Origin of the sequence: Fictibacillus phosphorivorans (assembly GCF_001629705.1) — a bacterium.
Lineage (GTDB): Bacteria > Bacillota > Bacilli > Bacillales > Fictibacillaceae > Fictibacillus > Fictibacillus phosphorivorans_A.
The window spans coordinates 2,607,221-2,623,173 of sequence record NZ_CP015378.1 but is presented as its reverse complement, the minus strand read 5'-3'; the positions used below and the strand labels follow the sequence as shown (position 1 = coordinate 2,623,173).

Genomic DNA, 15,953 nt, shown 5'->3' with positions numbered 1-15,953 from the left:
ATTTTAAAAAGCGCTTCTATTGGAGAAATAAGAAGGTGACAATTTGAAAGTCATAATCATTGACCCGGGCCATGGAGGTAATGATCCAGGAGCGGTAAATAAAGAGCAATTTGAAAAAGTATATAATCTGGCAATCGCCAAAAAGATACAGAGTAATCTTGAAAACAACTATGAAGTGACGGTCATCATGACTCGAACAGGTGATACAACCGTATCATTAGAAGAAAGAACAAATTTAGCAAACAGCAAGAATGCAGAACTGTTAGTGTCTATCCACCAGAACATCGGTGGGGGAGAAGGCTTTGAAAGCTATGTGCACCAGCGAGCGGGTGCTGAAACGAAAAAGATACAAAACGTTTTACATGCATCAGTCGCTGCTGTTATGAGTAAGTACGGTGCGCGCGACAGAGGACAAAAACAAGCTGATTTTCACGTGCTTCGTGAAACAAAAAAGTCTGCCGTCTTACTAGAAGTACTTTTTTTGGATAACGAGAAAAATTTGGCTCTTTTAAAAAGAGAAGATTTTCAAAATGACGTGTCTATCGCCATTGCAAAAGGAATCGCACAAAGTCTTTCTCTTCCAAAAAAACAGGTACAGATTACACAAACACAAATTTTCAATGTGATCGCAGGAGCATTTGAACAAAAAGAGAATGCGGTAACTCGAGTTTCACTTCTAGCCAAACAAAACATTACAGCCTTTATTGACGAAATAAAAAGCGGAAACAAAACGTATTACAGAGTTCAAGCTGGAGCTTTTCAAAATCGAGAGTACGCAGAGAATTTTGCTAAGACGATTCGTTCGCAAGGTGTCGTGGATGCTTATGTGGTAGAGAAGAGCACAAATCAGCAGCCTCCAGTCCAAGAACCGCCAAAGCCAAGTCCAGTGCCACCAAAGCCAAATCCAGAACCGCCAAAACCAGAGTCTCCAAAGGGACTGACGATTGGAGGTTCAACGTTACTCACAGCGGATGAGATGGATCGATTTGTTAGGAAGGTAAATCCGAATGCGCCTTCTGTAGCTGCTCTTTACCTTCAAATCGGACAGGTGTACGGAATTAGAGGAGATGTGGCATTTGCTCAGGCTGTTCAAGAAACAGGATACTTTCGCTTTGAAGGCAACGTAAAGGCATCGCAGAATAATTATGCAGGAATCGGTGCGACAGGCAAGAACGAATCAGCTGTGTTTAAAACTCCTCAAGAAGGCGTCTTAGCCCACATCCAGCACTTGTTTGCTTATGCTTCAACACAGCCTCTACCTTCCCAATATCCTCTCGTTGATCCCAGGTTCCAATATGTCCAAAGAGGCAGTGCCGTGACATGGGGGCAACTGAACGGAAAATGGGCCATTCCAGGAACGACATACAGTACTATGATATTGGATATTTACAAAAAAATGCTAAATGAAGCAAAAATCCCGTTACAAACAAGAATAAATTCGTTGAATGCAATGTTGAGCGAATTATAAAAAACGTTGGTCTTACGAGTGTTTCTTCATAAACAGGAAAAAAATAAGGCTTTGCATGCGATTCATTTTCATGCGAAGTCCTTATTTTTGGTCATTTTTGTATGGAAGATATTCAGCTAAAAAGCGTAAAAGTGTTTTACATTGCATCCAGCATCATCAAACTTAGTCAGGAAGAATTAGCCAAAAACGAGTGATCTGTAATAAGATAAAATAAGAACAATAGATTAAGATTTACAGCTTGCGAAAAGTCCAGACGAAAGTATTTTTTCTTTTAATTCTGTATTAGGCGGATCGCATATAATTTCAATGAAGTCATCAGGATAGATAGACAATGCGATGATACCGAGAAAACTCTTTCCGTCAGCTGTTCGATCTCCTTTTTGTAGATAGATGGATTCTGTAAAGCTGCCAGTAAGTTCAACAAGTTTGGCAGCACGTTCTGCATAAATAGGTCGAGTTGCTTTTACGATCATAATCAATAACCTCCTTTGCCAATCACACTATGTATGGATATGTGCATAAGAAGGAAAAATGCTTACTAAATGAAACTTTCACATGGAGGAAACATGAAACTTACAAAAAAGTGGCTATATCTGATGTTATTAGTTGCGGGTTTAATCATTTTATTTCTCTGGCTGCAAAAAAACTATAAGGGATTTAGTCCTGAAGAATTTAGAAATTGGATCGTACAGTGGGGATGGATCGCACCTTTTATCTTTGTTGTTCTCTATACATTGAGGCCGTTTGTGTTATTTCCATCTTCCATATTTGCCATTACAAGCGGTTTGTCGTTTGGCTTTTATTGGGGATGTCTGTATACATATCTCGGATCGCTAGGAGGAGGACTCCTTACGTATTTCGCGATCAACCGCCTTGGCCGTTTCAAGAAAAATAAACAATGGAAAAACGAAAAATACGAAAAAGTACGTAACAAGATCGAAAGTGAAGGCGTTCGTTTCGTTCTGTTATTAAGGTTGCTTCCGGTATTAAATTTCGATCTCGTGAGTTATTTAACGTCCTTAACAAAGGTAAGATTTAAAGACTATGCGATCGCTACTGCAATAGGTATCATTCCGGGAACAATCGCTTATACGTATTTAGGTACATCCATGACGTCTGGAAGTAAAAAAGTCGTTTGGATCGGCACTACTCTTTTATTTGTCCTTGTCGGTCTACCCATGATATTTAAGAAGAAGATGAAGGCAAAGGTAGGGTTGTAGAAATTACGAAGGTTGCTCTGGAGGTAAGATCAGACTCATCGCTGACTCAGCATCAGCACCTTCAACGATATAAAGAAAAGAATCTCCTTCTTTTAACGTTAAAAAGAATGCTACGAGCTGTGATAATCCTGTGGCTTGAATGGTAATACCATCTTTACTTAAAAATAGCTGGCTGTTAAGTCTCTTAGCAGAATGCATAATCTCAATGGCTTTACTCACTGTATATTTAGCGGTAACGATCACTTTTTGAGAGCAGATTTGTTTCATAATCTAAAAGCCTCCTGTATGAGATGATTGCTGATATATTTCCCATAAGTAGGAAGGTCGAAACAAGGTCTATAGTCCCGATGTGCAAAATGATGGAAAAGTATGTAGTGCTTTAGAATAAAGAAGGGTACATATAAAAACAGATTCGCTTCATGTAAAGAGTTGATCTAGAGATAAGGAGATGAAGAGGGAAACGAACCAATAAACAGGGGGCGTTTGATTGCGAATTTCATTTAAACTTTTCGTCATGACTGTTTTACTTTTTAATTTGTTACAAACTTATGTGTTTGCCTCCTCACAGATCGTTGCTGAGAAAAAGGCAGGAGGCTTTCACTATAGGATAATAGCAGATGGAGAAATCTTGACTTGGAGTATTGGAGACGGTAAAAAGCAGAGTGAGCTTCAAGAAGGTAAAAAGAATCAGAGAGAGCTAGATCAATTTAGGGAAGCAGTTAATGAGATGAGCGTACAAAAATTCTCCTTAATTATCTATATTTTGTATCTGATCTTTATTGGAATTATGGGGTACATCCTATATAAAAAGGTTGCGAAAAAAAGGGAAGAACTAATGGCAATCGTTACGCTGTTCGCTATGTATGCCATATACAAGTCCTATATCGCTTACGAGTTTTTTGTAGAAGCTCAGTGGGATGCTAAATATTATTTGGCAGTTCTTACATAAAGCAAAAAAGAGTACAGCCGGCATGTAAACCGGACTGTACTCTTTTTTTATGAATTTAATTTTGCTTTTTCACGTTTTGCCTGTCTTCTGAAGAATAACTCATATAGGACAGGTACGATGATCAATGTTAATAGTGTGGAAGTTGTTAGACCACCGATTACAACGATCGCCAATCCTTTAGAAATCAGCGTTCCTGACGAGGTTGTTAATGCAAGCGGAATTAATGCTGCGATCGTCGCGAATGCTGTCATTAATATTGGACGTAAACGAGTTTTACCAGCTTCTAATAGCGCTTCACGAACCGGCATACCTTTAAGTTCACGGTTTTGCCCGATGCGGTCTACTAATACGATCGCATTCGTTGTAACGATACCGATCAGCATGAGTATTCCGATCATCGCACTTACAGACAATGGTTCGTTAATTAAATATAATCCTCCGATTGCTCCAACCGGAACGAATATGAGAGAAGAAAGGATGATGAATGGAATACGAGCTCGACCAAACGTGATCAACATCGTTAAGTAAACGAGACCGATCGCAACTAGCATCGCTAGGCCAAGATCTTTGAACGTATCCATCGTTTCTTCGCTTCCTCCACCACCTTCTGTAGATACAGAAGAGGGAAGGTCTACATTATCTTCAACGCCTTTAATGACGTCTTGAGTCACTTTTTGTACGTTGTCTCCTTTTACTTGTGCAGAGACTTGCGCATAAATTTTACCATCAAGCTTTTGAATTCCAGTTACGGTGTCTTTTTCCGTTACCTCAGCAACATCTGAGATCTTAACCGGACCAGATGAACCAAATACAGTCAGCTCTTTGATCTCATCGAGAGATTTAACTGCTTCATCATATTCAACTTTTACATTCTTTTGATCGCCGTCTAATGTAAGTTCTCCTACTTCAACAGGTTTCGTTACATCTGATACAGCTCCTAGAATAGCAAATCCTGATACGCCTTTTTCAGCTGCTTTTTCGGTATCGATTTCAACAGCCCATTGTTTTTGTGTATCTTTGAAGTTGTTGGATACATACTTGATCGAATCGATCGTCTTCATGTATTCTTCAACTTCACTTGCTGCTTTTTGTAGATCATCTAGGTTGTTTGAATACAGGTCAATATTGACTTCGTTGTTTGCTGGAGGTCCACCGCTCGAAACTTCCTGTAAGCTGATTACGGTTCCTTCTGCTTTTTCGTCTGTTATCTTCTTAATATCTTTTTCTAATTCTTTTAGTTCTGTATCAATGTTTGCATCTTTTTTGAGGTTAACAAAATAGTTAGCCACATTTTGACGCTTAAGCCCGGTTTGGAAATCACGAGATCCGATACCAGCTGTTACGTCTTCAATCGTACCGCGCTTAGAGAGGTAGTCTTCCACTTCTAGTGACACTTCGTTCGTCTTTGTTACATTTGTACTTGCAGGTAATTCAACGTTAATCGTTAATGTTTTCTGCTCTTCATTCGGTAGGAACACCATTCCAAGCTTTGTTGCAAGGAAGAAAGATCCTCCTAAGAGAATGAATGAAGTGATAAGAACTAGAATTTTATGGTTCAATGAAGCTTTGATTAGTTTTTCATAACCACGCTGCAAAGGACCATCGTTCTTTTCTGGTTTTACGGTTTTAAATGCATATTTTGCTAAGATCGGTACGATCGTAACAGCAACGATTAATGATGCTAATAAGGCGAATACAACCGTTAATGCGAACGGCAAGAAAAATTCACCTGTGATACCGCCGACAAGACCGAGTGGTAAGAATACAACGACGGTTGTAATCGTAGAAGACACGATCGCTTTTAAAATTTCCCGGGTAGAATCGATGATCAGCTCATCGCGGTCGTAGTCACCATCTGTTTTACGGATTCTTCTAAAGATATTCTCGATAACTACGATACTATCATCTACCACACGTCCGACTGCTACTGCCATTCCACCCAGTGTCATGATGTTTAAAGTAATATCAAGACGGTCTAAGAAGATAGCTGACACGAGCAGTGAAAGCGGGATTGAGATGATGGCAATGATAGTTGCTCTAAAGTTTCGAAGGAAAATGAGTACAGCTAAGGAAGCGAATAAAGCTCCGAATAATCCTTCTTTAACTAGCGTGTTTACAGAGTCTTTAATGCCTTCTGCCTGGCCGAAACCAATCGCATAGTCTAACTTATCATCGTATTTATTCTTGTTGAGTACTTCTAAAACTTTGTCAGCCACTTCGACCGTATTTGCATCTTGTTTCTTTGTTACAGCCATAGAGAGTGAAGCTTTTTGGTTATATCTTGTGATCTCGCTAACATCATCTGTTTCTTTAACTTCAGCAAGATCACCAAGCTTTAAGTTTGCTGGTGCCTGAGGTGCTTGTGCTCCACCAGGTGCGCTTTGTCCTCCTGGTGCTCCGCCTCCAGCTCCGGGTTGAGCTTCGCCAGGTGCGCCTCCGCCAGGTCCTCCCGGAGATTGTGCAGGTGCGCCTTGACTTGAAGAAATAGTGATTTCTTTAAGCTCGGCTACTGTATCGACCACTTCTTCAACACGCACTGGAACTGTAATCGAGTCATCGGTTACGGTACCAGCAGGAAAAGAAAGGTCACGGCTGTTGATCGCTTCTTTAACAGCGTTTAACGTAATACCAGCTTCTTTTGCCTTTTCTTTATCGAGTGTGATCGAAACGAACGTCTCTTTAACACCACCTACAGATACGTTGTTGACACCTTGGATCTTTTTAAGTTCTGGAACCAATTCGTCATTAACGAACGCTTGGATGTTTTCTCCTTCTTTTTCAGGGAATAAAGAGATATTGTAGATAGGAATCGTTCCAAATGAGAAACGGCTTACTTCTGGCTCTACATCTTCAGGAAGATCTGTCTCTGAAATGATCGATTTGACTTGATCTTCTACCTCATCCATATTTGCGGTGAAAGGAAAATCCATACTAATGATAGAGATGCTTTCGTTTGAAGAACTCTTAATGGTTTTTACATCCTCAACTTGCTTCAGTTGAGTTTCAAGTTTGTCCGTGACTTGCTCGTTCACATCTTCAGGAGATGCTCCTGGATAAACAGTTTGAACGGTAAGCTGTGGAAACTCAACGTTTGGGAGCAGATCCACTTTTAAGTTCGTGAATGAGAAGACTCCACCAACAATGAGTAAAAATGAAAAGATAAATATTGCTACTGGATTTTTTAGACTGAATCGTGTTAACCAGTTCATTGTTTCCTCTCCTACGTTTTTTTATTTATATGTGTATTTTCACATATGTTTATCTATAATATAATAGCTGTATAAGATTTATATCAAGTATTAAGAATAAAATATTTGTGAAAAATGTGTTACAATGCAAAACAGAACAGAAAGAAAGAAGGGTATCAAATGGCGTTAAGGTATGCGCTGTTAGGTTTATTGGCGAAAAATGAAGCAACAGGTTACGAGCTTACACAGCAATTTAAAGAAACAGTTATTCATTTTTGGACAGCCCATCACACGCAGATCTATAGAGAACTCTTAAAGATGGAAGAAGAAGGACTCACACAATCTAAGACCGTACAGCAAAATGATTATCCAGATAAGAAGATATATGCGATTACAGATAAAGGTTTTGAACAACTGCTCGAGTGGATGCTGAATAAACCTGTAAATGCACCAAAGCTGAAAGATGATTTGTTATTGAGGGTATCCATGTTTCATTTTATCCCGACAGACAAAGCCATCAATTTTTTAGAGACGAGTAAGAACCATCATAAAATGGGTCTAGAGATGACGAAACAATGGTCAGATGATCATTTTCCAAACGGAACGTACAAAGAGAATGAGTTGGGTGAATATTTAACGATCGAGTTTGCACTCCGATATATGGAAAGCTGGCTGTCCTGGTGTAATTGGGCGATTAAAGAATTAAAAAAGAAAGGTGAGTTAGAAAAATAAAATGGAAATCGAATTTACTGAAACAGCATTAGAACGATTAGAAAAGAAGATTCAAGATAGTAAAGGGTATTTAAAGCTCAAACATGATACAGAAGGCTGCGGCTGCGTAGTAAGTGGTGTAGCTGCTCTTGTCTTAGTCGATCAGATAGAAGACAACGATACAAAAATTGAAACGAATGGACCAGATCTATTCCTGGAATACAACACAGCTGTTTTCTTTGCTGAAAAGATGACGATCGATGCACCAGCGGGTAACCACTTCGCATTAAAAAGCCCTGGTGAGATGTTGAACCCTTCAATGAAATATTATGACAGAACGAAACAAAACACGGGCGTGTAAAATGCCCGTGTTTTTGTTTGTTAAGGCTGAGGAACATTCTTTAACAGTTGAAACTGCTTACTCGTAACAGGTTTTGAAAGAAGAGGGGATATGTAGGCTGCTGCTTCAAGAAGTTTATCGAGATGAATACCTGTTGAAATTCCCATTTGAGAAAGCATGTGTACGACATCTTCAGAAGCAACGTTGCCTGAAGCTCCAGGTGCGAACGGACATCCGCCAAGCCCTCCAGCAGATGTATCAAAACGATCGATGCCTGCTTGAAGACTCGCAAAGATGTTAGCAAGAGCCATTCCTCTCGTATCATGAAAATGAGCGGTTAAAAGTGTTGTTCCACGCAGGTGATGTTTTAAAAGTGTAAACAGTTCAAAACACTCTGCTGGATTGGCCATACCGATCGTGTCTGCCACACTCAGTTCATCTACACCCATCTCTTCAAAATCTAAGCAAATTTTTAAAACGTCCTGTTCATCGATCTTTCCTTCAAATGGACAATAAAAACTAGTAGAGATACAAGCCCTCACGAAAAAACCTCTTCGCTTTAAATCTTCAATCAGAGGTCTTAGTTCATTCATGCTCTCTTCTGTTGATTTGTTTATATTCTTCTTATTGAAGGTATCACTGACACCTACGAAAACAGCAATATGCTTCACTCCAGATTCAACAGCTAAATCAATTCCTTTTTGATTTGGAGCGAGGACAAAATTTCGTTGATCGTCCAGGCAGTTATCAATGATGACAGAGGCATCTTGCATTTGAGGAACCCATTTCGGTGACACGAATGAGGTGAGCTCCATCTCTTGAAAGCCGGCATTTTTTAATAGAGAAATAAATTGTATCTTATTCTTTGCAGGTATTAAATTCTTCTCATTCTGAAGACCATCTCGCGGTCCAACTTCTATAAGCGTAACCCGTTCAGGTAAGTCCACTAGTGTAAACCCCTTTCTTGAAAACGTTTTCCTATCATTATTTTAACTAAAAAAAATCGTCTGTTGCAACACATTTAAATTGTTATGGTATGATAAAAAGGAATTTTCAGAAATTTAATAGAGATCTACAAGGAGGAGACTAGGAATGGTTTCAAGGGAGAGAGATGCTGTAGTTGTAAGCGCTGTCAGAACACCGATCGGAAGCTTTATGGGAAGCTTTAAAACGGTTGCGGCAACAGAATTAGGAGCGATCGCGATCAAAGATGCATTGAAAAAAGCTGGTGTCCCGAAGGATTCAGTAGATGAAGTCATCATGGGCAATGTGCTGCAAGCAGGCCTCGGACAGAACCCAGCCCGACAAGCTGCTATTAAAGCTGGTTTACCGAACGAGGTATCCAGTATGACGATTAATAAAGTGTGCGGTTCAGGTCTCAAGGCGATCCATCTAGCGTGCCAAGCGATCTGGCTGGATGAAGCAGATATTATCGTTTGCGGTGGAATGGAAAACATGAGCCAAGCTCCTTATCTTTTGAACGGGGCGAGAGATGGTCTCCGAATGGGTAACGCTCCGATGGTAGATTCCATGATTCAAGACGGATTATGGTGTGCATTTGGTGATTATCATATGGGAATCACTGCAGAAAATTTATGCGAGACGCATTCATTGTCCCGTGACGAGCTGGATGAGTTTGCAGCAGAAAGCCAAAGAAAATGTGCACAAGCACAAGAACAAGGAAAATTTAATGACGAGATCACACCGGTAGAGATTCCTCAACGTAAAGGTGATCCGATTATTGTTGATACAGATGAATATCCAAAACCAAGTTCAACGGCTGAAAAGCTAGGGAAGCTACGCCCTGCGTTCAAGAAAGATGGAATGGTAACAGCAGGTAACGCATCAGGCATCAATGATGGTGCAGCAGCACTTGTTGTGATGAGCCGAAAGAAAGCAGAAGAACTAGGATTGAAACCAATTGCCGTTGTAAAAGCGAATGCGAGCGCTGGTGTTGCGCCAGAAGTAATGGGAATCGGACCAGTGGAAGCGGTTAAAAAAGTGTTAAGAAAGACAGAGTTGAGCATGTCTGATTTTGACTTGGTTGAAGCAAATGAAGCATTTGCGAGTCAATCTCTAGCGGTTGGCAAGGATCTTGAATTTGATAAAGAAAAATTAAATGTAAACGGTGGAGCGATCGCACTTGGGCATCCGATCGGAGCAAGCGGTGCAAGAATCGTTGTGACATTGCTTCATGAGATGAAACGCAGAAACGCCAAACGAGGCCTTGCGACGCTTTGTATCGGTGGTGGCCAAGGGGTAGCGTCAATTTTTGAGAACGAAGCAGAATAAATGACTGTCAAAAGACAAAGATCGTATGAAAAGGAGAGAGAAAAATGAAACCAATAGTGAACTCAGCACTTGAAGCTGTAGCGGAGATAAAAGATGGATCTACTCTTTTAGTTGGAGGTTTCGGTCTCGTTGGAATTCCTGAAAACTTAATTTTAGCCTTAGTAGAAAAAGGAACAAAAGATCTTACCGTCATCTCAAACAACTGTGGAGTAGACGACTGGGGTCTTGGCCTTCTATTGAAGAACAAACAGATCAAAAAGATGGTAGGCTCCTACGTAGGAGAAAACAAAGAGTTTGAAAGACAAGTATTATCAGGTGAGATTGAAGTAGATTTGATTCCACAAGGTACACTTGCTGAAAGAATTAGAGCAGGAGGTGCAGGCATTCCTGCGTTCTACACACCAGCGGGAGTAGGAACACCGATTGCTGAAGGAAAAGAAACGCGTACGTTTAACGATAAAGAATATCTCCTTGAAGAGGGAATCGTTGCTGACTTTAGTTTGATTCGTGCGGCAAAAGCAGATAAAGCAGGCAACCTGATCTATAACAAAACAGCTCGTAACTTTAATCCGATGATCGCAGCAGCAGGAAAAGTGACGATTGCTGAAGTAGAAGAGATTGTTGAGATTGGTGATCTGCATCCTGATTACATACATACACCAGGTGTATATGTTCAAAAGATGATCGTCGGAACTCAAGAGAAACGTATTGAACGACTAACTGTAAAAAAAGGATAAGAGGAGGGAAACCATTATGAATATTAGAGAAAGAATAGCCAAAAGAGCTGAGAAAGAGATCGAATCAGGATTCTACGTAAATTTAGGAATTGGAATGCCAACGATGGTTGCCAATTTTATTTCCGACAATAAAGAGGTTGTTCTACAGTCAGAGAACGGTCTTTTAGGAATCGGCCCTTATCCGCATGAAAATGAAGTTGATCCCGATCTGATCAATGCAGGAAAAGAAACCGTAACAGCGATTAAAGGTGCTTCTTACTTTGACAGTTCTGAGTCGTTTGCGATGATCCGCGGCGGTCACATTGATATTGCGATTTTAGGCGGAATGGAAGTTTCAGAGAACGGAGATCTAGCCAACTGGATGATTCCAGGAAAGATGATAAAAGGAATGGGCGGGGCGATGGACCTTGTGCACGGCGCAAAGAAAATCATCGTCATCATGGAACATGTGAACAAAGCAGGAGAGAGTAAAATCTTAAAACAATGTCAGCTTCCACTAACAGGAAAAGGTGTTGTAGAACGCATCATTACCGACCGAGCTGTTATGGACGTCTCTGATCAAGGTCTCGTGTTAAGAGAAGTAGCAGAAGGATACTCTGTAGAAGATGTAGTAAGTTCAACTGAGGCAAAACTAACGGTTGCAGAGGATGTTAAGCTAAACGCCTATTAATAAAATCCATTCTCTGCTATATGCCATGCACGAAGAAAGTTTATGATCAATACAAAGTTCTTAATCTTTTAAATAAAGAGGTGCAATCACATGGCTATCTATATCATAGAAGGGGCTAGAACGCCGTTTGGATCATATGGAAAATCCTTGACAGGTGTGAGTCCGACAGACCTGGGTGAGATATCTGCGGTAGAGGCGATGAAACGTGCCCATATTTCTCCAGCAGATATAACGGATGTCGTTTATGGTAATGTTATTCATTCGAGCAAGAATGCCGCATATGTAGCGCGGCATACTGCATTAAGAGCAGGAGTGCCATCAGACGTTCCTGCCATGCTCGTCAACCGCTTATGTGGTTCTGGCATGCAAGCAGTGGTTTCATCCATGCAGAACCTACGTGATCAGGAAGAAGGAATTGCACTTTGTGGAGGCATAGAAAATATGTCACAGTCGCCACACGTTTCTTTTCACCACCGGTTTCATAATCAAAAGTTTGGCCCGATCACGTTTGATGATATGCTTCTTCAGACGTTAAGTGATGAATACATCGGGTGTGGTATGGGTATTACAGCTGAAAATTTAGCTGATCAATATTCCATTACAAGAGGAGAGCAAGATGAGTATGCAAGTCTTAGTCATAGAAAAGCGGCTGAAGCAAGAGAGAGTGGAAGATTTACAAAAGAGATCGTTTCAGTACCTTTAAAAAACGGTGCTCTTTTTACAGAGGATGAAGGAATCAAACCAGAAACATCTGTTTCTTTGCTTGGAGAATTGAGGCCGTCTTTTCAAAAAGACGGAACAGTTACAGCAGGAAATTCTTCTTCTATTAACGATGGGGCCGTGTCACTTATTCTTGCTCACGAAAAATCGGTTAAAGAGAAAAGGTTAAAACCGCTTGTAAAGATTGTTTCTTGGGCAGTAACAGGCGTCGATCCATCAGTGATGGGAATTGGTCCTGTACCTGCGATTCAAAAACTCCTGCAAAAAACAGGTCTTTCCATCGACGACATTGGGTTGTTTGAAATTAACGAAGCGTTTAGTTCTCAATATTTAGCTGTAGAAAAGGAACTAAAGTTAGACCGCGAAAGAACGAATGTAAACGGAGGAGCGATTGCGCTAGGCCACCCTGTAGGTGCGAGTGGTGCTAGGTTGCTGCTCACTCTAAGTTATGAAATGGAACAGCGCCAAGAAAAGTACGGAATAGCGAGCCTCTGTATTGGCGGTGGGCAAGGAATTGCGATGTTACTCAAACGAGTATAAAAAAAGTCCCGTGAAGCGATATCGCTTTAGCGGGACTTTTTCTATTGAATTATTCTCGGTGCGTTTCGTAGATTTCAGCAGGAAAAAGAGAAAGTAATGACTCTGACTCCACTTCACTTAAAGGTCGAGATTCAAAGGTTTTAATATTTTCTAAAAGTTGTTCAACAGAGCTTGCACCAGCAGCCGCAGTTGCCACCGGCTCTTGTTGCAACACATATTGCAAAGCTGCATGTGTGATGTTTTTATCACGTAAAACATCTTTAGACTTATTGATCTTTTTTTGTATGTCAGCGCCGGTATAATGAAGAAACTTGCCATCAGTACTCTTTTGAAATGCTTTTTCACTCAACCATCCTTTTGCAACAGGACCTCTTGCGATCACGCTTATATTTTTTGAATTGAGATATGGAAACAGTTCTTCTGGACGTCTGTCTAACAAACTATACTGCATCATGATACTTTGAATATTAGAGTGCTCTGCAAAATATTTAATCGTGTTCGGCCGTATAGAAGAAATACCATAATAACGAACATATCCTTCAGCGACGAGCTCATCAAATGCTTCGATCGTTTCATCAAGCGGATCATCGACCGTCCCTCCGTGAAGCTGGTAGAGATCGATGTAATCGGTTTGTAGACGCTTCAGGCTATCCTTTAACGCAGATTTAATATAAGCTTTCGAAGGATTCCAATTCCAACCATCTCCAGGCTGACTCCAATCGTTTCCACCTTTTGTTGCAAGGATGATGTCTTGTCTAACGTCTTTTAGTGCTTTTCCAATAAACTCTTCATTCCACCCGAAACCATATAAATCGGCTGTGTCAAAGTAATTAATACCATGATCGAGTGCTGTCTTTACGACTTTCTCGTTCTCGTTCCCAAGTTCAGGGGCAAGGGACATACATCCTAAACTGAGTTCACTCACATACAGATCAGAAGAACCTAATCTTCTTTTCTTCATCCTTTTCACCTCTACTTCATTTCATTTGTTTCTGCTTTAAACCTATCATAATGATCTAAAAAAAGAAAAAAGTCCGCACAAAAAAAGATGCGAATAAAAATTCACATCGTTTGCCGTAAAGCTACGTTTATTTTTTGGGAGAAGTCGCGTTGATCCAGTCTTGAACAAGTTCATGCTGCTTACTATAATTTTGTAGCATATATTTAATCTGCCAGGCCTTACCCACAAGCGTGATTCCTTTTGGTTGAAGATAGATCTTCATCTGCTAATCCTCCTTCAATGTCCTATTAAATGCAGTATTCCAAAGTATGATAGACTTTATGTAGAAAAGAAGATAAATAGACCATTGGAGTGTGAAAAATGGAAAACTTATACGAAAAAACGATCAGCAAAGAACAGATATACAGCGGTAAAGTTATCGATCTTTATATAGAAGAAGTTGAACTGCCGAATAAGAAGATAGGGAGACGAGAGGTTGTTAAACATCCTGGAGCAGTTGCCGTACTAGCAGTAACAAATGAAGGTAAGATATTAATGGTAGAGCAGTTCCGTAAACCACTCGAAAAGACGATTATCGAAATTCCAGCAGGTAAGCTTGAAAAAGGAGAAGATCCTTTAGAATGTGCCAAGCGTGAGTTGTTAGAAGAAACGGGTTTTGCTTGCGAATCTATGGAATCCATCGGCTCTTTCTACACCTCACCAGGATTTGCAGATGAACTGATTCATCTCTACTATACGAATACTCTTATAAAACAAGGTGATCAAATGACAGATGAAGACGAATTCTTGAACGTACTTGAATTAAGCATAGATGAAGCGAAAGAATTAATGAAGAAACAACAGATTCATGATGCAAAGACAGCTTACAGTGTCATGTATATGGAGTTAACACGTGCACTCAAAAAATAAACTTCTACCGTTCTTTGCAGATATGCATATTCACATCGGAGCATCTCAAACAGGAAAAGCGATCAAGATTACAGGTTCAAGATCCCTGACGCTTCGCAATATTTTACACGTGGCTAAACATGTAAAAGGGATGGATGTTATAGGAATCATCGATTGTCATTCACCCGAAGTAATCCAAGAATTAAAAGAGCTTAAACAAGAGGGTTCCTTGAAAGAGCTAGAAGAAGGCGGCTTATCGATTGATGGATTAACGCTGATACCTGGAGCCGAGATTGAGATTAACGATGAACATTGTAAAGGGCCGATCCACGTTCTTGTATATATGCCGAGTCTTTCTACGATGGAGAGTTTAAGTGTATGGCTCACCTCTCGAATGAAGAATATCCATTTAAGCTCGCAACGGATGTATGGCAGTGCCCGCGAACTTCAGCAGTTCGTGAAAAATTCAGGTGGATTATTTATTCCTGCTCATATTTTTACTCCATTTAAAAGTTTATACGGAAAAGGAGTAGATTCTTCTCTAACGGAAGTGTTAGATCCTTCTATGATAGATGGTGTTGAATTGGGCTTAAGTTCGAATACAGAGATGGCATCCCGACTAGAGGAGCTTTCTTCATTCACCTTCCTAACGAATTCAGATGCACATTCATTAGAGAAGATCGCACGTGAATATCAGATGCTTTCCTTGAAGGAACCGACTTTTAAAGAATTTAAAATGGCTCTACAAGGAGTGAATGGTAGAGAGATTATTGCAAATTATGGCCTGAATCCTTATCTCGGAAAATATTATAATTCGGTCTGTGAAGCATGTTTAGAAGTTTTTCTTCCGAACAGTGAAAGCTGCAATAAATGCGGAAGTAAGAAGTTTGTAAAGGGGGTCAACGACCGGATCAACGAACTACAAGGTACAAAGACAAGTCAAGTAAACAGACCACCTTACATTCATCAGATTCCACTGGAGTTCATATCAGGATTAGGTCCGAAATCTCTATTGAAACTTCGTGAAGCGATTGGGACAGACATGGATATCATACATTCTTCTACAGAAGAACAACTAAAAGAAATTGTTAAACCCACAATAGCCAAACAGATTCTATCTGCTAGAAACGGAGAACTCTCTGTTCAAATAGGTGGTGGTGGAACTTATGGAAAAGTAATCTCAAACCATCCTAGTAAAACGAAAAAATAAGACATACCTTCTCCTCTGATTCATAGAATAGGATTAAGAGATTCGGTGGAGGAGGCTTA

17 protein-coding genes are annotated in these 15,953 nt (G+C 40.2%); 11 read left to right on the top strand and 6 right to left on the bottom strand.

Annotated features, from left to right (window positions below):
• Positions 1–43: 43 nt before the first annotated feature.
• Positions 44–1,468, top strand: a complete 1,425-nt coding sequence (locus ABE65_RS13570) for an N-acetylmuramoyl-L-alanine amidase (RefSeq protein WP_066395918.1) — start codon at positions 44–46, stop codon at positions 1,466–1,468.
• Positions 1,469–1,692: 224 nt separating this feature from the next.
• Here ABE65_RS13570 and ABE65_RS13565 read toward each other — a convergent pair whose 3' ends face one another.
• Complete coding sequence (locus ABE65_RS13565) at positions 1,693–1,941, bottom strand: HPr family phosphocarrier protein (RefSeq protein WP_066395916.1); 249 nt, start codon at positions 1,939–1,941, stop codon at positions 1,693–1,695.
• Positions 1,942–2,034: 93 nt separating this feature from the next.
• Between ABE65_RS13565 and ABE65_RS13560 the strand changes: the two genes are divergently transcribed.
• On the top strand, positions 2,035–2,688 hold the full coding sequence (locus ABE65_RS13560; protein WP_197480303.1) for a TVP38/TMEM64 family protein: 654 nt from the start codon (positions 2,035–2,037) through the stop codon (positions 2,686–2,688).
• Between the two features lie 3 nt (positions 2,689–2,691).
• On the opposite strand, the gene ABE65_RS13555 is transcribed toward ABE65_RS13560, so the two are convergent.
• Complete coding sequence (locus tag ABE65_RS13555; RefSeq protein WP_066395914.1) at positions 2,692–2,955, bottom strand: HPr family phosphocarrier protein; 264 nt, start codon at positions 2,953–2,955, stop codon at positions 2,692–2,694.
• Positions 2,956–3,175: 220 nt separating this feature from the next.
• On the opposite strand from ABE65_RS13555, the gene ABE65_RS13550 reads away from it, so the two are divergent.
• Positions 3,176–3,637, top strand: a complete 462-nt coding sequence (locus ABE65_RS13550; RefSeq protein ID WP_066395912.1) for a hypothetical protein — start codon at positions 3,176–3,178, stop codon at positions 3,635–3,637.
• 47 nt (positions 3,638–3,684) lie between these two features.
• Here the strand turns inward: ABE65_RS13550 and ABE65_RS13545 are convergent, their stop codons facing one another.
• Positions 3,685–6,846, bottom strand: coding sequence for an efflux RND transporter permease subunit (locus tag ABE65_RS13545; RefSeq protein WP_066395908.1), 3,162 nt, complete (start codon positions 6,844–6,846; stop codon positions 3,685–3,687).
• Positions 6,847–7,005: 159 nt separating this feature from the next.
• On the opposite strand from ABE65_RS13545, the gene ABE65_RS13540 reads away from it, so the two are divergent.
• Both ABE65_RS13540 and ABE65_RS13535 read left to right on the top strand, forming a co-directional pair.
• Positions 7,006–7,557, top strand: a complete 552-nt coding sequence (locus ABE65_RS13540; protein ID WP_066395907.1) for a PadR family transcriptional regulator — start codon at positions 7,006–7,008, stop codon at positions 7,555–7,557.
• 1 nt (position 7,558) lies between these two features.
• Positions 7,559–7,897, top strand: coding sequence for an iron-sulfur cluster biosynthesis family protein (locus ABE65_RS13535; RefSeq protein WP_066395906.1), 339 nt, complete (start codon positions 7,559–7,561; stop codon positions 7,895–7,897).
• Positions 7,898–7,917: 20 nt separating this feature from the next.
• Here ABE65_RS13535 and ABE65_RS13530 read toward each other — a convergent pair whose 3' ends face one another.
• Entirely contained in the window at positions 7,918–8,823 is a 906-nt protein-coding gene (locus tag ABE65_RS13530; RefSeq protein ID WP_066395905.1) for a hydroxymethylglutaryl-CoA lyase, read from the bottom strand.
• A gap of 145 nt (positions 8,824–8,968) precedes the next feature.
• On the opposite strand from ABE65_RS13530, the gene ABE65_RS13525 reads away from it, so the two are divergent.
• The 4 genes from ABE65_RS13525 (at position 8,969) to ABE65_RS13510 (ending at position 12,835) form a co-directional block, all read left to right on the top strand.
• Positions 8,969–10,168, top strand: coding sequence for an acetyl-CoA C-acetyltransferase (locus ABE65_RS13525; protein ID WP_066395902.1), 1,200 nt, complete (start codon positions 8,969–8,971; stop codon positions 10,166–10,168).
• 44 nt (positions 10,169–10,212) lie between these two features.
• Positions 10,213–10,905, top strand: a complete 693-nt coding sequence (locus tag ABE65_RS13520) for a CoA transferase subunit A (RefSeq protein ID WP_066395900.1) — start codon at positions 10,213–10,215, stop codon at positions 10,903–10,905.
• Between the two features lie 16 nt (positions 10,906–10,921).
• A complete protein-coding gene (locus tag ABE65_RS13515) occupies positions 10,922–11,575 on the top strand; it encodes a CoA transferase subunit B (RefSeq protein WP_066395892.1) in 654 nt (217 codons plus the stop codon).
• A 90-nt stretch (positions 11,576–11,665) separates the two neighbouring features.
• Positions 11,666–12,835: a thiolase family protein gene (locus ABE65_RS13510; RefSeq protein WP_066395886.1), complete on the top strand. Its 1,170-nt coding sequence runs from the start codon at positions 11,666–11,668 to the stop codon at positions 12,833–12,835.
• Positions 12,836–12,884: 49 nt separating this feature from the next.
• On the opposite strand, the gene ABE65_RS13505 is transcribed toward ABE65_RS13510, so the two are convergent.
• Together ABE65_RS13505 and mciZ are read right to left on the bottom strand one after the other, a co-directional pair.
• A complete protein-coding gene (locus tag ABE65_RS13505; RefSeq protein WP_066395884.1) occupies positions 12,885–13,796 on the bottom strand; it encodes an aldo/keto reductase in 912 nt (303 codons plus the stop codon).
• A gap of 127 nt (positions 13,797–13,923) precedes the next feature.
• Entirely contained in the window at positions 13,924–14,058 is a 135-nt protein-coding gene (mciZ, locus tag ABE65_RS13500; protein ID WP_066395881.1) for a Z-ring formation inhibitor MciZ, read from the bottom strand.
• Positions 14,059–14,156: 98 nt separating this feature from the next.
• Here mciZ and ABE65_RS13495 point away from each other — a divergent pair, with 98 nt between their 5' ends.
• Both ABE65_RS13495 and ABE65_RS13490 read left to right on the top strand, forming a co-directional pair.
• Positions 14,157–14,705, top strand: a complete 549-nt coding sequence (locus ABE65_RS13495; protein ID WP_066395878.1) for an NUDIX hydrolase — start codon at positions 14,157–14,159, stop codon at positions 14,703–14,705.
• 22 nt (positions 14,706–14,727) lie between these two features.
• Complete coding sequence (locus ABE65_RS13490) at positions 14,728–15,894, top strand: endonuclease Q family protein (protein WP_066400166.1); 1,167 nt, start codon at positions 14,728–14,730, stop codon at positions 15,892–15,894.
• Positions 15,895–15,953 lie beyond the last annotated feature (59 nt).